This is a genomic window from Xanthomonas cannabis pv. cannabis (assembly GCF_000802365.1).
Taxonomy (GTDB): domain Bacteria; phylum Pseudomonadota; class Gammaproteobacteria; order Xanthomonadales; family Xanthomonadaceae; genus Xanthomonas; species Xanthomonas cannabis.
The window spans coordinates 12,447-28,422 of record NZ_JSZE01000041.1 but is presented as its reverse complement, the minus strand read 5'-3'; the positions used below and the strand labels follow the sequence as shown (position 1 = coordinate 28,422).

The following is a 15,976-nucleotide window of genomic DNA, read 5'->3' as shown; positions in this document are numbered from 1 at the left end:
GGATTCGGGAGTTGGGATTCGTCAAAGCGAATCCGCGTGCCCGAATGTTCCTGCCCGGCGGATGAATTTGGTGGAAGCGAGAAAGTTGGAGGGCAGGGGATCCGCTGTTACGAATCCCCAATCCCCAATCCCAAATCTCAGTTCCTCAACGGCTTGCCGGTCTTGAGCATGTGCCCAATCCGCGCCTGGGTCTTTTCCTGCTGGGCCAGTTCGACGAAGTGCTTGCGCTCGAGCTTGAGCAACCATTCTTCGTCCACCAACGCGCCGCGATCGACTTCGCCGCCGCAGACCACGGTGGCGATGCGGGTGGCGATCTCGTAGTCGTATTCGCTGATGAAACGGCCTTCCAGCATGTTGACCAGCAGCATCTTGAAAGTGGCGATACCCACATCGCCGGCGACCTGGATGCGACGGGCCGGCAGCGGAGCGCGGTAGCCACCCTCGGCCAGCGCACGGGCTTCGGCCTTGGCGATGTGCAGTGCCTCGTAGCTGTTGAAGACGATCTTGTCGGTGGCACGCAGCAGGCCCAGCTCCTTGGCGTTGACCGCCGAGTTGGACACCTTGGCCATCGCGACGGTTTCGAAGGTCTTCTTCAACTCGGCGAATACGTCGCCGCCCGGACCCGCCGCAATCGAAGCGCGGACCGCGATTTCCTTCAGGCCGCCACCGGCCGGCAGCAGGCCGACGCCGGCCTCCACCAAGCCGATATAGCTTTCCAGCGAGGCCACGGTCTTGGCGCTATGCATCTGGAACTCGCAACCGCCGCCCAGTGCCAGGCCGCGCACCGCGGAAATCACCGGCACCTGCGCATACTTGATGCGCTGGCTGGTGGCCTGGAAATTGGCGACCAAGGCTTCGAATGCATCCACCTTGCCGGCCTGCAGCAGGCCAAGCGCGCCGGCCAGGTCCGCACCGGCAGAGAAGGGCTCCTTCTGCTGCCAGATCACCAACCCGGCGAAGTCCTTCTCGGCGCGGCCGACGACTTCCTGCAGGCCGTTGAGCACGTGGTCGGACACGGTGTTCATCTTGGTCTTGAAGCTGACCACAGCGATGTCGTCGCCGTCATGCCACATGCGCACGCCGTCGTTTTCGAACACGGTCTCGCCCGGCGAGAACTGCTCGCCCAGCAACGGATCGGGGAAGCGCTGGCGCTTGTAGACCGGCAGGGCAGAGCGCGGCAGTTTGGCATCGCGCGCCGGGCTGTACGAGCCTTCCGCACCATGCACGCCATCGCGGCCGTCGAACACCCAGTTCGGCAGCGGCGCGCTGCTCATGCTCTTGCCGCTGGAAATATCTTCGGCAATCCACTGTGCCACCTGTTTCCAGCCGGCGGCCTGCCAGGTTTCGAACGGGCCGAGCGACCAGCCGTAGCCCCAGCGGATCGCCAGATCCACGTCGCGCGCGGTCTCGGCGATGTCGGCCAGGTGATAGGCGCTGTAATGGAACAGGTCGCGGAACGTGGCCCACAGGAACTGTGCCTGCGGGTGCTGGCTTTCACGCAGCTTGGCGAACTTTTCCGCCGGGTTCTTGATCTTCAGGATCTCGACCACTTCCGGCGCGGCAGTGCGATCAGCGGCGCGGTAATCCTGCTTCTGCAGGTCCAGCACCACGATGTCCTTGCCGACCTTGCGGAAGATGCCGGCGCCGACCTTCTGGCCCAGCGCGCCCTTGGCGATCAGCGCTTCCAGCCACTTCGGCGCGGTGAAGTACTGGTGCCACGGGTCGTCCGGCAGGGTGTCGCCCATGGTCTTGATGACGTGCGCCATGGTGTCCAGGCCGACCACGTCCGAGGTGCGGTAGGTGGCCGACTTGGGGCGGCCGACCAGCGGGCCGGTCAACGCATCGACTTCATCGAAGCCCAGGCCGAACTCCTGCGTGTGATGGATGGTGGACAGGATCGAGAACACGCCGATGCGGTTACCGATGAAGTTCGGGGTGTCCTTGGCATACACCACGCCCTTGCCGAGCGTGGTGACCAGGAAGGCTTCCAGACCTTCGAGCACGGCCTTGTCGGTGCCCTTGGCCGGAATCAGTTCGGCCAGGTGCATGTAGCGCGGCGGGTTGAAGAAATGCACGCCGCAGAATCGGTGGCGCAGCTGCTCGGGCAGCACGTCGGAAAGCTTATTGATGCCCAGGCCGGAGGTGTTGGAGGCCAGCACGGCATGATCGGCCACGAACGGAGCGATCTTCTTGTAGAGGTCCTGCTTCCAGTCCATCCGCTCGGCGATCGCCTCGATGATCAGGTCGCAGTCGCGCAGCTGCTCCAGGCCGCTTTCGTAGTTGGCCGGGGTGATCGCTTCGGCTAGCGCCTTGCTGGCGAGCGGGGCAGGGCTGAGCTTGCCGAGATTGGCGATGGCCTTGAGCACGATGCCGTCGGCCGGACCTTCCTTGGCAGGCAGGTCGAACAGCACGGTGTCGACACCGGCATTGGTGAGGTGCGCGGCGATCTGCGCGCCCATGACGCCGGCACCGAGCACGGCGGCGCGACGGACTAGCAACGGATTGGACATAGCAATGGCCTCTTGGTGGAGCGTTTACGGTGTGGAATGAGCACGGAACCCGGGTTCCGCGAAACGAATGAGTTCGCGCGCCGCGCGCGTGCGGTGGTCGGCCTCGCTGACGCCCGCCGGGCGCTTGATCAAGCCGAAGTCGGCCATGGCGTAGGTGAGTGCGCCGGCCAGGAAGTCCAGCCGCCAATACAGCTCTTCCTTGCTCAGGCCCGGCACGCAGACGGCGATGGCCTTGCCGAATTCGCGCAGCACATGACCGTAATGGTCGGACAGGAACTTGCGCAGGTTGTCGTTCTTTTCGGCGTAGGCGCGGGCAATCACGCGCACGAAGGCGCCGCCGTTCTGGCGGTCCTGCGCCATCGCCAGTGCCGGCTCGACGAAGGCTGCGAGCACGGCAGTGAGCTCGCCGGGCCGGGTTTTCCTTGCCGCCTCCAGCTGCTGCAGCCGTGCGGCAGTCATCTCGTCCATCCGGCGGCGGAACACCTCATTGACCAGGTTTTCCTTGGAGCCGAAGTGATAGTTGACCGCAGCGATATTCACGTCGGCCTGGGTGGTCAGCTGCCGCAGCGAGGTACCGGCAAACCCATGCTGGGCGAACAGCTCCTCGGCGGCACCGAGAATGCGGTCCTTGGTGGAGAAGTGGGCAGGCTTGGGCATGCGCTGGGGTAAGGCTCAATCAAACGATTGTTTGAGTCTACGGGCTTGGTTGCAGCCGCGTCATGCGGCAATGCAGCACGATTCAGGGGGCGGTGTGCAAATGGATGGGCGACACGATAGAATTGACCATCGCAAAGAAGCCTAAGCCCGCGTTTTGACGCGGGTTTTTTTCATGATAACCTCGGGCCTTCAGTGGCCCGCCCAACGGAGAATTTCCCATGGCGCTGGAGCGCACCCTGTCCATCATCAAGCCCGACGCCGTTGCCAAGAACGTCATCGGCGAAATCTACAGCCGCTTCGAGAAGGCTGGCCTGAAGGTCGTGGCCGCCAAGTACAAGCAGCTGTCGCGTCGCGAAGCCGAAGGCTTCTACGCCGTGCACCGTGAGCGTCCGTTCTTCAATGCGCTGGTCGAGTTCATGATCTCCGGCCCGGTGATGATCCAGGCGCTGGAAGGCGAAAACGCCGTTGCCGCACACCGTGACCTGCTGGGCGCGACCAATCCCAAGGACGCTGCGCCGGGCACCATCCGCGCCGACTTCGCTGATTCGATCGATGCCAACGCCGCTCATGGCTCGGATTCGGTCGAGAACGCTGCCAACGAAGTCGCGTATTTCTTTGCCGCCACCGAAGTGGTCTCGCGCTGAGGCCGAGAGAGTCGAATCGTGAATGAGGTCGTGATCCCCTCCGTGCTGCAGGACGTTCCCGTCCGTACCCCGGAACTGCGCAAGCAGAACCTGCTCGACCTCGACCGCGAGGGACTGGAGCGCTTCTTCGCCGACACGCTCGGCGAAGCGCGCTACCGTGCCCATCAGGTGATGAAGTGGATCCACCATCGCTACGTCACCGATTTCGACCAGATGACCGACCTCGGCAAGGCATTGCGTGCGAAGTTGCACCAGCATGCCGAGGTCCTCGTCCCCAACGTCGTGTTTGACAAGCCCTCTACCGACGGCACCCACAAATGGCTACTGGCCATGGGCACCGACGGCAAGAACGCCATCGAAACCGTGTACATCCCCGACAAGGGCCGCGGCACGCTGTGCGTGTCCTCCCAGGTCGGCTGCGGCTTGAACTGCACGTTCTGTTCAACCGCCACCCAGGGCTTCAACCGCAACCTCACCACCGCCGAGATCATCGGTCAGGTGTGGGTCGCTGCGCGTCACCTGGGCAACGTGCCGCATCAACAGCGCCGCCTCACCAATGTGGTGATGATGGGCATGGGTGAGCCGTTGATGAATTTCGACAACGTCGTGCGCGCGATGAGCGTGATGCGCGACGATCTGGGCTACGGCCTGGCCAGCAAGCGGGTGACGCTGTCGACCTCCGGCCTGGTGCCGATGATCGACCGGCTCTCGACCGAAAGCGACGTATCGCTGGCAGTCTCCCTGCATGCCGCCAACGACACGCTGCGCGAGAGCCTGGTGCCGTTGAACAGGAAGTACCCGATCGCCGAGCTGATGGAGTCCTGCGCGCGCTATCTGCGCGGCAGCAAGAAGCGCGATTCGGTGACCTTCGAATACACCTTGATGAAGGGCATCAACGACCAGCCGGAGCATGCGCGCCAGCTGGCCCGGTTGATGCGGCAGTTCGATAATGCGGTGCAGTCCAAGGACGCCGGCAAGGTCAACCTGATTCCGTTCAATCCGTTCCCTGGTACGCGTTACGAGCGCTCGGGCGAGACGGAGATTCGCGCATTCCAGAAGATCCTGCTCGATGCGCAGGTGCTGACGATGGTTCGCCGCACCCGTGGCGACGACATTGATGCGGCATGCGGGCAACTCAAGGGGCAGGTCATGGACCGTACCCGTCGCCAGGCGGAGTTCCGCCGCACATTAGAAGGGCAGGCCGATCGAGATGCGGCAGCGTGAACTCGCGTTAATGGCGGCCGTGGCGATCGCGTTGTGTGCGGTCGGTTGCGGTGGTCGTAATGCCAAGGCCGGCTCGGCCAAGAGCGTGGAGGAAGTCGCGCCGGTGTACTCGTTCCGCGACGACAAGGCCACCAAGAATCGCCTTGCCGTACAGGAAAAGCTGGGGCTTGCCAGTAACCGGCTACAAACCGGCGACTACGCAGGTGCCGAGGAGCAGGTTCGAGCCGCACTGAAGAAGGATCCGCAGTCGGTGGATGCCATCGGCATGCTGGCGCTGATCCAAGGGGGGCGGGGCGATGTGGCCGGCTCCGGCGCTTCTTATCGCCGTGCGGCCGAATTGGCGCCGCAGCGGGGCGATGTGCTGAACAACTACGGTGCCTGGCTGTGCGCCAACGGCTCGCCTGCCGAATCGCTGCTGTGGTTCGACCGGGCGCTGACCGACCGCAACTATGCATCTCCAGCGTCTGCGCTCGGTAATGCCGGTGGCTGTGCGATCAAGGCCGGCCAACCCGAACGCGCAACCGGCGATTTGCGCAAGGCGCTCGAACTGGACCCGAATAATCCCTATGCGCTGGAGTCGATGGCGCGCCTGGAAGCGGGGCGTCGTCATTTTTTTGAGGCGCGCGCCTTCATCGAACGGCGGCTTGCGGCTGCACGGGCAACGGCTTCCGTGTTACAACTCGCCATTCAGATTGAGCAAGGGCTAGGCGACAAGGTAGCTGCCAGCCGTTACCAACAGCGGTTGGTCAAGGAATTTCCTGACGCAGCGACCGCTAACCCCGGGGCCAATGCATTGTGATCAGTGATTCCAATCCGAACCCTTTCGAGCAGGAAAAGGGCTGCGGAACGCAGTTGCGCGAGGCGCGTGAAGCTGCAGGTCTGAGCGTGGACGAGGTCGCCGGCAAGCTGCGCATGCCTGCCCGGGTGGTGCATTCGCTGGAGCAGGAAGAGTGGCAGCGCCTGGGTGCGCCGGTGTTCGTACGCGGCCAGTTGCGCAGTTATGCGCGCCTGCTGCAGGTCGACCTGGAGCCGCTGCTGCAGCAGGCGACCATCGCACCCATCGAACCGGTCAAGTTGGTCAGCCATACGCATACCCCGCGTGCCCGGCGCATTCTCGAAAGCACTGCGCGCAAGGCGATGTATGTGGTCATCACCGGTGTGTTCGCCGTGCCGGTCTGGTACGCAACGCGTTCGCACCTGGATGGCAAGGCGCCAAGCACGGTATCGCTGGACAGCATGCCGGTTGCGGCCAAGGCCGGTGCTCCCGCTGCCGCGACGCAGCCCGCCGCCGCACCGCGCGAACAGCCGGCGCCCTATATCGCGTCGATGACGCCGGTGCCGCGTACCGCCACCACCGATGAAGCGCCGGCAGCCGCCGGAGCCGGCGACCTGTCGCTGAGTTTCAGCGGCGACAGCTGGGTGCAGATCCTGGCCCCGGACGGCAGCGCGGTCGAGAAGGCGCTGATTCGCGCTGGCGAACGCCGCAGTTATTCGCCAGGTCAGGTGGGCCGCATCGTGCTGGGCAATGCGTCGGCGGTACAGGTTCAGCAAGGCGGCAGTATCGTCGATGTGAAACCGTTCCAGCGCGCTAACGTGGCTCGTTTTGCGGTATCCTCCGACGGCTCCGTGGTACCTGCTTCCGAGTGAAGCGGACTGCGGTTTTTCATTTTTCCCTTTTGATGTCCGCGCCTCCGGGATGACGGAGCGAGAGTACGCATGGCGATCGACGATCTGCTGGACGAACACGAACAAGGCGAACGCGTTCGTTCCTGGTTGAGAAAGAATGGGGCGGGACTGGTGGGCGGTGTGGTGCTCGGCCTGGCCCTGATCCTGGGCTGGCAGTGGTGGCAGAAGCACACCACGACCGCACTGGTCGAAGCCAACACCCGCTACGAGGCGGTGGTGAAGTCGATCCAGGGCAAGGACCTGGAAAAAGCAGCCAAGGACATCGTGGCGCTGGACGACGGCAAGGGCGGTATCTACGCCGAATTGGCCGCATTGCGCCTGGCCAAGGCCCAGGTCGATGCCGGCAAGAATGCCGAAGCGATCAAGACCCTTCGTGACGTGCCCGCCGAAGGCGAACTCAAGCAGATCGTGCAGCAGCGCCTGGCGCGTGTGCTCACCGAGAGTGGCAAGCCGGACGAAGCGATCAAGCTGCTGGCCGATGCGCAGGACCACGCCAGCCTGGAGATCCGCGCCGATGCGCTGGTGGCCCAGGGCAAGCCGGACGAGGCGCGTGCGCTGTACACCAAGGCCCTGACCACGGTGGATGTGGCCTCGCCGCAGCGCCGCTTGCTGGAAACCAAGCTGATGGATGTGGGCGGTAAGGTGCCTGATCCGGCGGAGCAGATTTGATGAAGCAGGTTGATATGTATAAGCGCGTTGCGTTGATTGCTGTGATGGGTCTGTCGCTGGCCGGCTGCAGCACGGTCAAGGGCTGGTTTGCCGGGAAAGATGCTGCTGCCAAGAAGGCGCAGGAACCTGCCGAGCTGGTCAAGTTCGAGCCGTCGGTCAAGGTTGACAAGATCTGGTCTACCGGCGTCGGCAAGGGCGAGGGGCATATCGGCGTGCGTCAGCGCCCGGCCGTGGCCGATGGCAAGGTGTATGCAGCGGCCATCACCGGCGGCGTGCAGGCGCTGGACCTGCAGACCGGCAAGCGTGTATGGGAATACAAGCCCAAGAAGGAAGAGCGCAACGATCGCAAGTTCAAGCAGCGCCTGTCCGGTGGCCCGGGCGTGGGCGAAGGCCTGGTGGTGATCGGGACCTTGTCCGGCGATGTGATTGCGTTGAACCAGGCCGACGGCACCGAAAAGTGGCGCGCCAAGGTCCCCAACGAAGTGATCGCCGCGCCGGCCATTGCGCAGAGCCTGGTGCTGGTGCGCAGCAACGATGGACGCGTCAGCGCATTCGATGCAGCCACCGGCGAGCGTCGTTGGTTCCATGCCGAAGAAGGTCCGACGCTGTCGGTGCGCGGTAACGCGCCGATCGTGACCGGCCCGGGCGTGCTGTTCGTGGGCAACGACAGCGGCACCTTGAGCGCGCTGGCGCTGCAAGACGGCCGTCCGTTGTGGGAGCAGGCCATCGGCGTGCCGGAAGGCCGCACCGAGCTGGAGCGCATGTCCGACGTGGATGGTGCGCCGGTGCTGGATGGCACCACGCTGTACGCCACCAGCTTCAAGAACGAAACCCTGGCGCTGGAAGGCCCGAGCGGTCGCCCACTATGGACGCGCGATCACGGCGGCGCCGGTGGCGTCGGTGTGTCGTCGGCCGTGGTGGTGGTGTCCGATAACGCCGGTTCGGTGTGGGGCCTGGACAAGAGCAGCGGCGCGGCGATGTGGTCGCAGGCTGCCCTGGCACGTCGCTCGCTGACTGGTGTTGCCATCCAGGGCGACTACGCCGTGGTCGGTGACTACAAGGGCTACCTGCACTGGCTGAAACTCAGCGACGGTGCACTGGCCGCGCGCGCTCGCGCTGGACGCGACACGCTGCTGGCGCAGCCGCAGGTCGTCGATGGCATTCTGCTGGTACAAAACACCGACGGCGATCTCTCCGCCTTCCGGTTGGCACAATAAGGACCTTGCGATGCTGCCCCTGGTCGCCCTGGTTGGACGGCCCAATGTCGGCAAGTCCACCATCTTCAATGCGCTGACGCGCACCCGCGACGCGCTGGTCCACGACCAGCCCGGCGTCACCCGCGACCGTAACTACGGCGTCTGCCGGCTGGACGAGCAGCAACCCTTCATCGTTGTCGATACCGGCGGTATCGCCGGCGACGAGGAAGGCCTTGCCGGCGCCACGGCGCGTCAGGCGCGTGCCGCCGCCGGCGAAGCGGATCTGGTGCTGTTCGTGGTCGATGGCCGCGAAGGTGCTTCCTCGCTCGATGACGAGATCCTGGCCTGGCTGCGCAAGCTGGCGCGGCCGACCGTGCTGGTCATCAACAAGATCGATGGCACCGACGAAGAGACCGTGCGCTCGGAATTTGCGCGTTACGGCTTCTCCGACGTGGTGGCGTTGTCTGCGGCGCATCGTCAGGGTATCGACGAACTGCTAGAGGAAGTGGGCGCACGCCTGCCCGAGGAAGGGTCCGGCGAGTTGCTGGACAACGACCCGGCGCGCGTGCGGATCGCCTTCGTGGGCCGCCCGAATGTAGGCAAGTCGACGCTGGTCAATCGCCTGTTGGGCGAAGAGCGCATGATCGCGTCCGAAGTGCCCGGCACCACCCGTGATTCGATCGCGGTGGATCTGGAGCGCGACAATCGCCAGTACCGCCTGATCGATACCGCCGGCTTGCGCCGTCGCGGCAAGGTGGAAGAGGCGGTCGAGAAATTCAGTGCGTTCAAGACGCTGCAGGCGATCGAGCAATGCCAGGTCGCGGTGTTGATGCTGGACGCCACCGAAGGTGTGACCGATCAGGATGCGACGATTCTCGGTGCGATCCTGGATGCCGGCCGTGCCTTGGTCGTTGCAATCAATAAGTGGGACGGGCAAAGCGATTACCAACGCGCGCAGGCCGAAGATCTACTTTCGCGCAAGCTCGGTTTCGTCAGCTGGGCCGAGGCGGTGCGGATCTCTGCGTTGCATGGCTCGGGCATGCGCGAGCTGTTCCAGGCGATCCACCGCGCGCACGCCTCGGCGACACACGAATTCAGCACCAGCGAAGTGAACCAGGCACTGGAAATCGCCTACGAGACCAATCCGCCGCCTAGCATCCGTGGGCATGTCTCCAAGCTGCGGTATGTGCATCCGGGCGGAGCGAATCCGCCGACCTTCATCGTGCATGGCACGCGCCTGAAGGTATTGCCTGAGTCGTACAAGCGCTACCTGGAAAACTTCTTCCGCAAGCGCTTCAAGCTGGTCGGCACGCCGGTGCGTTTTATCTTCCGCGAGGGTGCTAACCCCTACGAGGGTAAGAAGAACGTGTTGACCGAACGTCAGGTCGCACGCAAGCGGCGCCTGATCCGGCACGTTAAGGGTAAGTAAGTGCATCGAGGCCGCCTGATACGCAATGTTTCAGGCGGTGTTGGAAGCTCGATGGTCTGTCGAGCGGTGAGTTGCAGATCGCTCCTGTAGATCGGGACCACGAAGCTCTGAACGACGTTCGTAAGTGTGCGAGCAACGGCTAAAACCGTCTCCACCACGTGCATGTGCCTGTTTCCAGCATTGGCGACCGTGGTGCTTGGCCGAAATCTTGAGGTCACGCGCAATGGCGTGCGTTGTTCGAAGGCACATGCTGCTTCAACAACCGAGCGATGCCGCCGTCTTTCGCGGTAGCGGGGCACTGGTATCCTGCGCGACATGACCGACTATCCTTCCCGCATCCCTTACGCGCAGGCGCTGCAGATTCTGCGTGCTGTCGCGGCCAGCAACCGTTCGCCCGATGAAAACATCGCTACCTCGCGTGCCGATGGGCGAATTTCCGCTGCCGATCTGATTGCACCGCTGCCACTACCGCCATTCGCCAACAGTGCAATGGATGGCTTTGCGCTGCGGCATGCTGATGTTGCTGCAGGCGATGCGTCGTTGCAGCTGGTTGGCGAACAGTTCGCCGGCGAGCGTTGGGCTGGAACACTGGGCGCAGGGCAATGCCTGCGCATCACCACCGGCGCGCCGCTGCCCGATGGCGCCGACACCGTGATTCCCAAGGAAGAGGCCGACGAGCACGACGGCACCGTGCGGTTTCGCACCATGCCTGCACCGGGCGCAGCCGTGCGATTGGCCGGCAGCGACGTACGCGCGGGCGATCTGGTGATACAGGCCGGGCAGGTGCTGACGCCGGCGCGGATTGGCCTGGCGGCGGCACTTGGCGTGTCGCGCCTTGCGGTGGCGCCGCGCCCGACCATCGCGGTGCTTGCCACCGGTGACGAGTTGATCGAGCCGGGCATGCCGCTCGGGCCGGGCCAAATCTACAACAGCAACCGCGACATGCTGATGGCGCAGCTACGGGCGCTGGGCTACGCGCCAACTGCGTGGCCGACCTTGCCGGACGACCCGCAGCGCATTCGCACGATGCTGGAAGATGCGGCGGCGGCGTTCGATGTGGTGATCACCTGCGGCGGCGTCTCCGCCGGCGAAAAGGATTATCTGCCGCGGCTGATCGGTGAGCTGGGCCGCATTCACTTCTGGCGCGTGCGCATGCGCCCGGGCATGCCGGCGGTGCTGGGGCAGATTGGCCGCTGCCTGGTGCTGGGCCTGCCGGGCAACCCGGTGTCGGTGCTGGCAACGCTGATCGCCTACGGGGTGCCGTTGCTGGATGGATTGCAGGGGCGCAGCGAGCCGCGGCCGGTCTGGCATGCGGCGTTGGCAGCCCCCTGGGAAAAGCGCCACGAACGCCTGGAGTTCCTGCGCGGACGGCTGGAATGCGGCGAAGACGGACGTCTGACCGCGCTGCCGCACCGCGGCGACGCTTCGCACTTATTGCGTGGCGCGGCCGACAGCAACGCATTGATCGTCTTGCCCGAGCAGGCGCGGCGTTTCGAGGCCGGCGAGATCGTGCGGGTGATTCCTTACGCGTTGTGAGCGCGCCGTGGATCGACTGTGCTCGGCCATGTAGTGCGTTGTTCGAAGGATGATGGGAGGGCGCAAAGCATGCGACGTGCTTGGCGCCGAGCGTGAATGCGCAGGGTGCGCATTCCCTGGCGTGCATATTGTTACGTGGCTTTGCAGCTGAAGCCTTGAACAGTCAAAGCGAGTCGCTCTATAGCCCCTCTCCCTGCGGGAGAGGGTTCGGGGGTGAGGGTATGCCGGAAGACAGCCATTTGTGCTGCCCAAGCTACCGTAATCCTCACACCAATGAACCCGGATCGCACCGCTAATCAGTCAGTCGGCCAACCGACATCACACGTTCAATTCCCCGCCCACCTTCAACCAACCGCACTACCGCAGAACGCGGCGTAATCGGCATAACCGGCAAATACCGCGCCTGGCGCGCACACCGGACACTGCGGATCAGGTGGCAGGCGGATCTCGCGGAAGCGCATCGACAGCGCGTCGAAACTGAGCAGGCGGCCGGCCAGACTGTCGCCGATGCCAAGCAGCAACTTGATCGCCTCGGTGGCCTGCAAGAGCCCGATGACGCCGGGCAGCACGCCGAGCACGCCGGCCTCGGCGCAACTGGGCGCAAATTCCGGCGGTGGCGGTTCGGGAAACAGGCAGCGGTAGCAGGGTGCGTGGCCACGATGGCGCCCCGCATCGAAGACACTCACCTGGCCTTCGAACTGTTGCACCGCGCCGTACACCAGAGGCTTGCCAAGTTTGACGCAGGCGTCGTTGAGCAGATAACGCGCTGGAAAGTTGTCCGCGCCATCGATCACCAGATCGACATCGTGCAGCAGTGCTTCGACATTGCCCGCGGTGACGCGTGTCTGCACCGCATCGACCTGTACGCGCGGATTGAGCGCAGCGATGCGTTGCGCTGCGGAGTTCACCTTGGCGAGGCCGACGCTGTCTTCGGTGTGCAAAATCTGGCGCTGCAGATTGCTGCGGTCCACCACATCGTCATCGGCGATGCGCACGTGGCCGACACCGGCGGCGGCGAGATAGAACGCGGCTGGCGAGCCAAGCCCACCCGCGCCGATCAGCAGTACGCGCGCGCGCGACAGCCGCCGCTGCCCTTCCATGCCCACCTGGGTCAGGCGCAGATGCCGCGAATACCGCTCGAGAAAATCCTGCTCGTCCGCTGGCAGCGTCGGGCGCACGACCGGCAGCCCGTCGCGTAGCCAGGCAGTGGTGCCGCCCAGCACGGAGGTGACGTTGCCGTACCCGTGCGCCCGCAGCACGTCTGCCGTGTGTGCGGAGCGTTTGCCGCTTTGGCAGATCAGCACGATCTCGCGCGCAGGGGTGGAGAGATGCTGTTCGGGTGCGGTTTCCAGATCGGTCTGCGCGATCGCCAGCGCACCTTCGGCCTGGCCGCCGGCGCGTTCGTGCAGCTGCCGGATGTCGATCAGCAGGGCACCGTGCAGGGCGCGCGCGCGCGCGTCGGCGGGAGAGATGTCGTGGCTGCTCATGGCGCCATTGTCGCGCAAACGCAGGCGCCGTACCTGCAGTGTGGTGTCGCTTTGCTCGAAGCTGGCGCAAGCCGATGAACGCCGCGTCACGGTGCAGGCGTGCGCGTGGCCGGGATCACGCTGCATTGTGTGCGGCGCGGCTGTAATTCGCACCCGTCAGGGCAGTGCGGCTTGCCCGGCCCGGTTCGCCCCGTCTTGCGTAACGCGCTCCCTCGCGGGCCATCGCAACGACCGCCTCAGGAGAGACACATGTTCATCGCATCCCCGCGCAACGCTGTTGCGCGCCACCTCGTTGCCCGCCGTCGGCTGGCGCTCTGGATTGGGCTGGCGTTGGGCGGCAGCGCACAGGCGCAGCAGACCACGCCCGACGCCGCGCAGCCCACCGCCACCCTGGACGCGGTACAGGTCAAGGGCGTGCGCAGCAGCGTGGAAAGTGCGATTGCAACCAAGCAGTCCAACCCGGAGATCAGCGATTCGATCGTGGCCGAAGACATCGGCAAGCTGCCCGACAACAGCGTGGCTGCAGCGCTGCAGCGTGTCACCGGCGTGCAGGTGGCGCGCGCCGGTGGCGAGGTGGGGCAGGTGCTGGTGCGCGGCTTGCCCAACGTGGTCACCACCCTGGACGGGCGTAACGTGTTCACCACGGTGGGGCGCGACATGGAGCTGGCCGATGTGCCGGCCGAGTTGCTGCGCAGCGTGGATGTGTACAAGACCACCGGCGCGCAGTTTCAGGAAGGCGGCATTGCCGGCGTGGTCGACGTGCACTTGCGACGGCCGTTCGATTTCGATCAGGACAGCACCATTGCCGGCAGCGTCAGCGCATTGCGCGGCGACCAGTCCGGCAAGACCGTTCCCAACGGCAGCCTCACGCTGAGCCAGCGCCGCGATACCGAGGTGGGGCGGATGGGCTGGATGGGCAGCGTGTCGTACCAGCGTCGGCCGTATCAGGAATCCAACACGCTTTACGGCACCTACGATCTCAAACCGAATCCGGTCGATCCCAGCCAGCAACTCTACGTGCCCTACAGCACGGGAGGGTTGATGGCGCGCGGCGACCGCAAGCGCAAATCGGCCAATTTTTCCTTTCAGTGGGCACCGGGCGACAACAGCGAGGTGTATGTCGACACGCTGTACATCGGCTACGACAATCGGCCGCAGGTGAACTACTGGCTGCCATTCCCCGGGTTGGCGACACCGGAAAACACCGCGTCGGTGAGCGTGCGGCCCGGCACCAACGTGCTGGATGGGCTGGTCGCGCGCGACATGCGTACCCTGTCGAGCACGCAGGCGCACAAGAACGCCTCCGATACCTATCAGGCCGCCCTGGGCGGGCGTTGGAGCGGCGAGCGCATGCGCCTGAGCAGCGAGGTTGCCTATACCTACAGCACCGCCAAGAACCGCTCTTTCACGCTGGACATGACCACCCAGGCGCCGCTTCTGCACATGCGCTCCGGCGGCGGCGCAGCCGACACCTGGATCACCCAGGCCGACGGCAGCAGGTACGACATCGCCGCGCCGGGCAATTGGGAATTGACGCAGTACTACGACAGCTGGAACGCGCAGGAAGGCGAGGAGTGGGCGTGGCGCGGCGATGCCGACATCACGCTCGAGCTTGGGCCACTGCGGTCGCTGGAGGTCGGTGCGCGCGCCAGCAGGCGCACGGCGACCAACCATTCCGGCGACACCGGTGCGCGCAACAACATCAGCGGTGCGCCGCTGCTGTTGAGCGGTGTGCCTGGGCTGGCATCGGTAACGCCGGGCAACATGCTCGACGGTGCGCGTGCGTTTACCAGCGACCGCTGGGCCGCAGCCAATCAGGACGTGCTGCTGCAGCAGAGCGCACACTTGCGCTCGGCCATGGGGCATGGCGCGGATGCGCCGGACGAGAATCCGGCACTGTTCTTTGACGACCGCGAAGACAATTACGCGCTTTATGCGCAGGTGAATTACGGCTTTTCCATGGGCTCTATCCCGGTGGATGGACGTATCGGTGCGCGCGCGACGCGGCTGGATTCCATGCTGCAGGGGAGCCAGTCGCTGGATGGTGTGTTGAGCCCGGTCAGCATCGATCGGCGCATCCACAAGGTGTTGCCCAACTACAGCGCCAACCTGACCCTGCACGACAACCTGATGCTGCGTCTGGCCGGCAGCACCACCATCACGCGGCCGGAGTTTGCCGACCTCAACCCGCAGCTGGCCTTGTACCAGTCCACCGAATCGCTGCCGGCACGTGGCAACGGCGGCAATCCACAGCTGCGCCCGGTGGAATCACGCAATGCCGATGTGTCGCTGGAATGGTATTTCCGCCCGGGCTCGTTACTGTCGGTGGCCGGCTTCCATCGCAGGATCGATGGCTATATCCAGAACTACGCGGCCGACGAGCCAATCGGCGGCGTCGTGTATTCGATCAGCCAGCCGCGCAATGCGGGCGAGGGCACGTTGAAGGGCGTGGAAGTGGGGTACACGCAGTTCTACGACTTCCTGCCGGGCTGGTTGTCGGGCTTTGGCAGCCAGCTCAACTACACCTATATTTCTGCAGAAGCCGACTCGCCAGAGGGCATTCGTCAGCCGCTGACCAACGTGTCCAAGAATGCCTACAACGCGATCCTGATGTATGAGTACGCGCACTTTTCTGCGCGCGTGGCCTACAACTGGCGCGGCGATTACGCGGTGAGTTTCAACAGCTCCGGCGACCAGCCCGAGCAGATCAATCAGGGGCGGGAGAAGTGGCTGGACGTGGCATTCAACTACGAGCTCAATGAGCACCTGACCCTGTTTGCCGAGGCGACCAATCTGTTGGGAACCACGACCACGAATTACTTTGGCCGTCGTGGCGGCGATTTCCCGCGCGAGATCGCATCGCCGGAGCGCACCTATACGCTGGGCTTTCGGTTCCGGCTATGACCGGCCTTGGCATCAGGCTCACCGCCGCAGCGGT

At 64.6% G+C, this 15,976-nt stretch carries 12 protein-coding genes; 9 read left to right on the top strand and 3 right to left on the bottom strand.

The window, feature by feature from the left end; all coding sequences use genetic code 11:
• Nucleotides 1-137 precede the first annotated feature (137 nt).
• Together OZ10_RS09010 and OZ10_RS09005 are read right to left on the bottom strand one after the other, a co-directional pair.
• Entirely contained in the window at nt 138-2,510 is a 2,373-nt protein-coding gene (locus OZ10_RS09010) for a 3-hydroxyacyl-CoA dehydrogenase/enoyl-CoA hydratase family protein (protein ID WP_039564587.1), read from the bottom strand.
• 24 nt (nt 2,511-2,534) lie between these two features.
• Nucleotides 2,535-3,167, bottom strand: a complete 633-nt coding sequence (locus OZ10_RS09005; protein ID WP_039403856.1) for a TetR/AcrR family transcriptional regulator — start codon at nt 3,165-3,167, stop codon at nt 2,535-2,537.
• A gap of 218 nt (nt 3,168-3,385) precedes the next feature.
• Here OZ10_RS09005 and ndk point away from each other — a divergent pair, with 218 nt between their 5' ends.
• The 8 genes from ndk (at nt 3,386) to OZ10_RS08965 (ending at nt 11,551) form a co-directional block, all read left to right on the top strand.
• On the top strand, nt 3,386-3,811 hold the full coding sequence (gene ndk / locus OZ10_RS09000; protein ID WP_002812972.1) for a nucleoside-diphosphate kinase: 426 nt from the start codon (nt 3,386-3,388) through the stop codon (nt 3,809-3,811).
• A gap of 18 nt (nt 3,812-3,829) precedes the next feature.
• The gene (gene rlmN, locus OZ10_RS08995; protein ID WP_039403811.1) at nt 3,830-5,035 is read left to right on the top strand and encodes a dual-specificity RNA methyltransferase RlmN; all 1,206 of its coding nucleotides are present in this window, start codon (nt 3,830-3,832) and stop codon (nt 5,033-5,035) included.
• 10 nt (nt 5,036-5,045) lie between these two features.
• On the top strand, nt 5,046-5,834 hold the full coding sequence (gene pilW, locus OZ10_RS08990) for a type IV pilus biogenesis/stability protein PilW (protein WP_039564585.1): 789 nt from the start codon (nt 5,046-5,048) through the stop codon (nt 5,832-5,834).
• Nucleotides 5,831-6,682 (top strand): helix-turn-helix domain-containing protein, encoded by an 852-nt coding sequence (locus OZ10_RS08985; protein WP_039564584.1) that lies wholly within the window; start codon nt 5,831-5,833, stop codon nt 6,680-6,682. The genes pilW and OZ10_RS08985 overlap by 4 nt, the downstream gene beginning before the upstream one ends.
• 69 nt (nt 6,683-6,751) lie before the next feature.
• Complete coding sequence (locus tag OZ10_RS08980; protein ID WP_039564583.1) at nt 6,752-7,390, top strand: YfgM family protein; 639 nt, start codon at nt 6,752-6,754, stop codon at nt 7,388-7,390.
• Nucleotides 7,390-8,607: an outer membrane protein assembly factor BamB gene (gene bamB, locus OZ10_RS08975; protein ID WP_039564582.1), complete on the top strand. Its 1,218-nt coding sequence runs from the start codon at nt 7,390-7,392 to the stop codon at nt 8,605-8,607. Before OZ10_RS08980 ends, bamB begins: the two co-directional genes overlap by 1 nt.
• A 10-nt stretch (nt 8,608-8,617) precedes the next feature.
• Nucleotides 8,618-10,015 (top strand): ribosome biogenesis GTPase Der, encoded by a 1,398-nt coding sequence (gene der / locus OZ10_RS08970; RefSeq protein ID WP_039564581.1) that lies wholly within the window; start codon nt 8,618-8,620, stop codon nt 10,013-10,015.
• 315 nt (nt 10,016-10,330) lie between these two features.
• Nucleotides 10,331-11,551: a molybdopterin molybdotransferase MoeA gene (locus tag OZ10_RS08965; RefSeq protein WP_039403794.1), complete on the top strand. Its 1,221-nt coding sequence runs from the start codon at nt 10,331-10,333 to the stop codon at nt 11,549-11,551.
• 344 nt (nt 11,552-11,895) lie between these two features.
• On the opposite strand, the gene moeB is transcribed toward OZ10_RS08965, so the two are convergent.
• Nucleotides 11,896-13,038 (bottom strand): molybdopterin-synthase adenylyltransferase MoeB, encoded by a 1,143-nt coding sequence (gene moeB / locus OZ10_RS08960; protein ID WP_039403916.1) that lies wholly within the window; start codon nt 13,036-13,038, stop codon nt 11,896-11,898.
• A gap of 249 nt (nt 13,039-13,287) precedes the next feature.
• Between moeB and OZ10_RS08955 the strand changes: the two genes are divergently transcribed.
• Nucleotides 13,288-15,942: a TonB-dependent receptor gene (locus OZ10_RS08955; protein ID WP_039564579.1), complete on the top strand. Its 2,655-nt coding sequence runs from the start codon at nt 13,288-13,290 to the stop codon at nt 15,940-15,942.
• Nucleotides 15,943-15,976 lie beyond the last annotated feature (34 nt).

Excerpts from the sequence above, each read along its gene's own strand:
- moeB (WP_039403916.1), bottom strand. The coding sequence starts at position 13,038 with ATGAGCAGCCACGACATCTCTCCCGCCGACGCGCGCGCGCGCGCCCTG.
- der (WP_039564581.1), top strand. The coding sequence starts at position 8,618 with ATGCTGCCCCTGGTCGCCCTGGTTGGACGGCCCAATGTCGGCAAGTCC.
- OZ10_RS09005 (WP_039403856.1), bottom strand. The coding sequence starts at position 3,167 with ATGCCCAAGCCTGCCCACTTCTCCACCAAGGACCGCATTCTCGGTGCC.
- bamB (WP_039564582.1), top strand. The coding sequence starts at position 7,390 with ATGAAGCAGGTTGATATGTATAAGCGCGTTGCGTTGATTGCTGTGATG.
- OZ10_RS09010 (WP_039564587.1), bottom strand. The coding sequence starts at position 2,510 with ATGTCCAATCCGTTGCTAGTCCGTCGCGCCGCCGTGCTCGGTGCCGGC.
- pilW (WP_039564585.1), top strand. The coding sequence starts at position 5,046 with ATGGCGGCCGTGGCGATCGCGTTGTGTGCGGTCGGTTGCGGTGGTCGT.
- OZ10_RS08980 (WP_039564583.1), top strand. The coding sequence starts at position 6,752 with ATGGCGATCGACGATCTGCTGGACGAACACGAACAAGGCGAACGCGTT.
- OZ10_RS08965 (WP_039403794.1), top strand. The coding sequence starts at position 10,331 with ATGACCGACTATCCTTCCCGCATCCCTTACGCGCAGGCGCTGCAGATT.
- OZ10_RS08955 (WP_039564579.1), top strand. The coding sequence starts at position 13,288 with ATGTTCATCGCATCCCCGCGCAACGCTGTTGCGCGCCACCTCGTTGCC.
- ndk (WP_002812972.1), top strand. The coding sequence starts at position 3,386 with ATGGCGCTGGAGCGCACCCTGTCCATCATCAAGCCCGACGCCGTTGCC.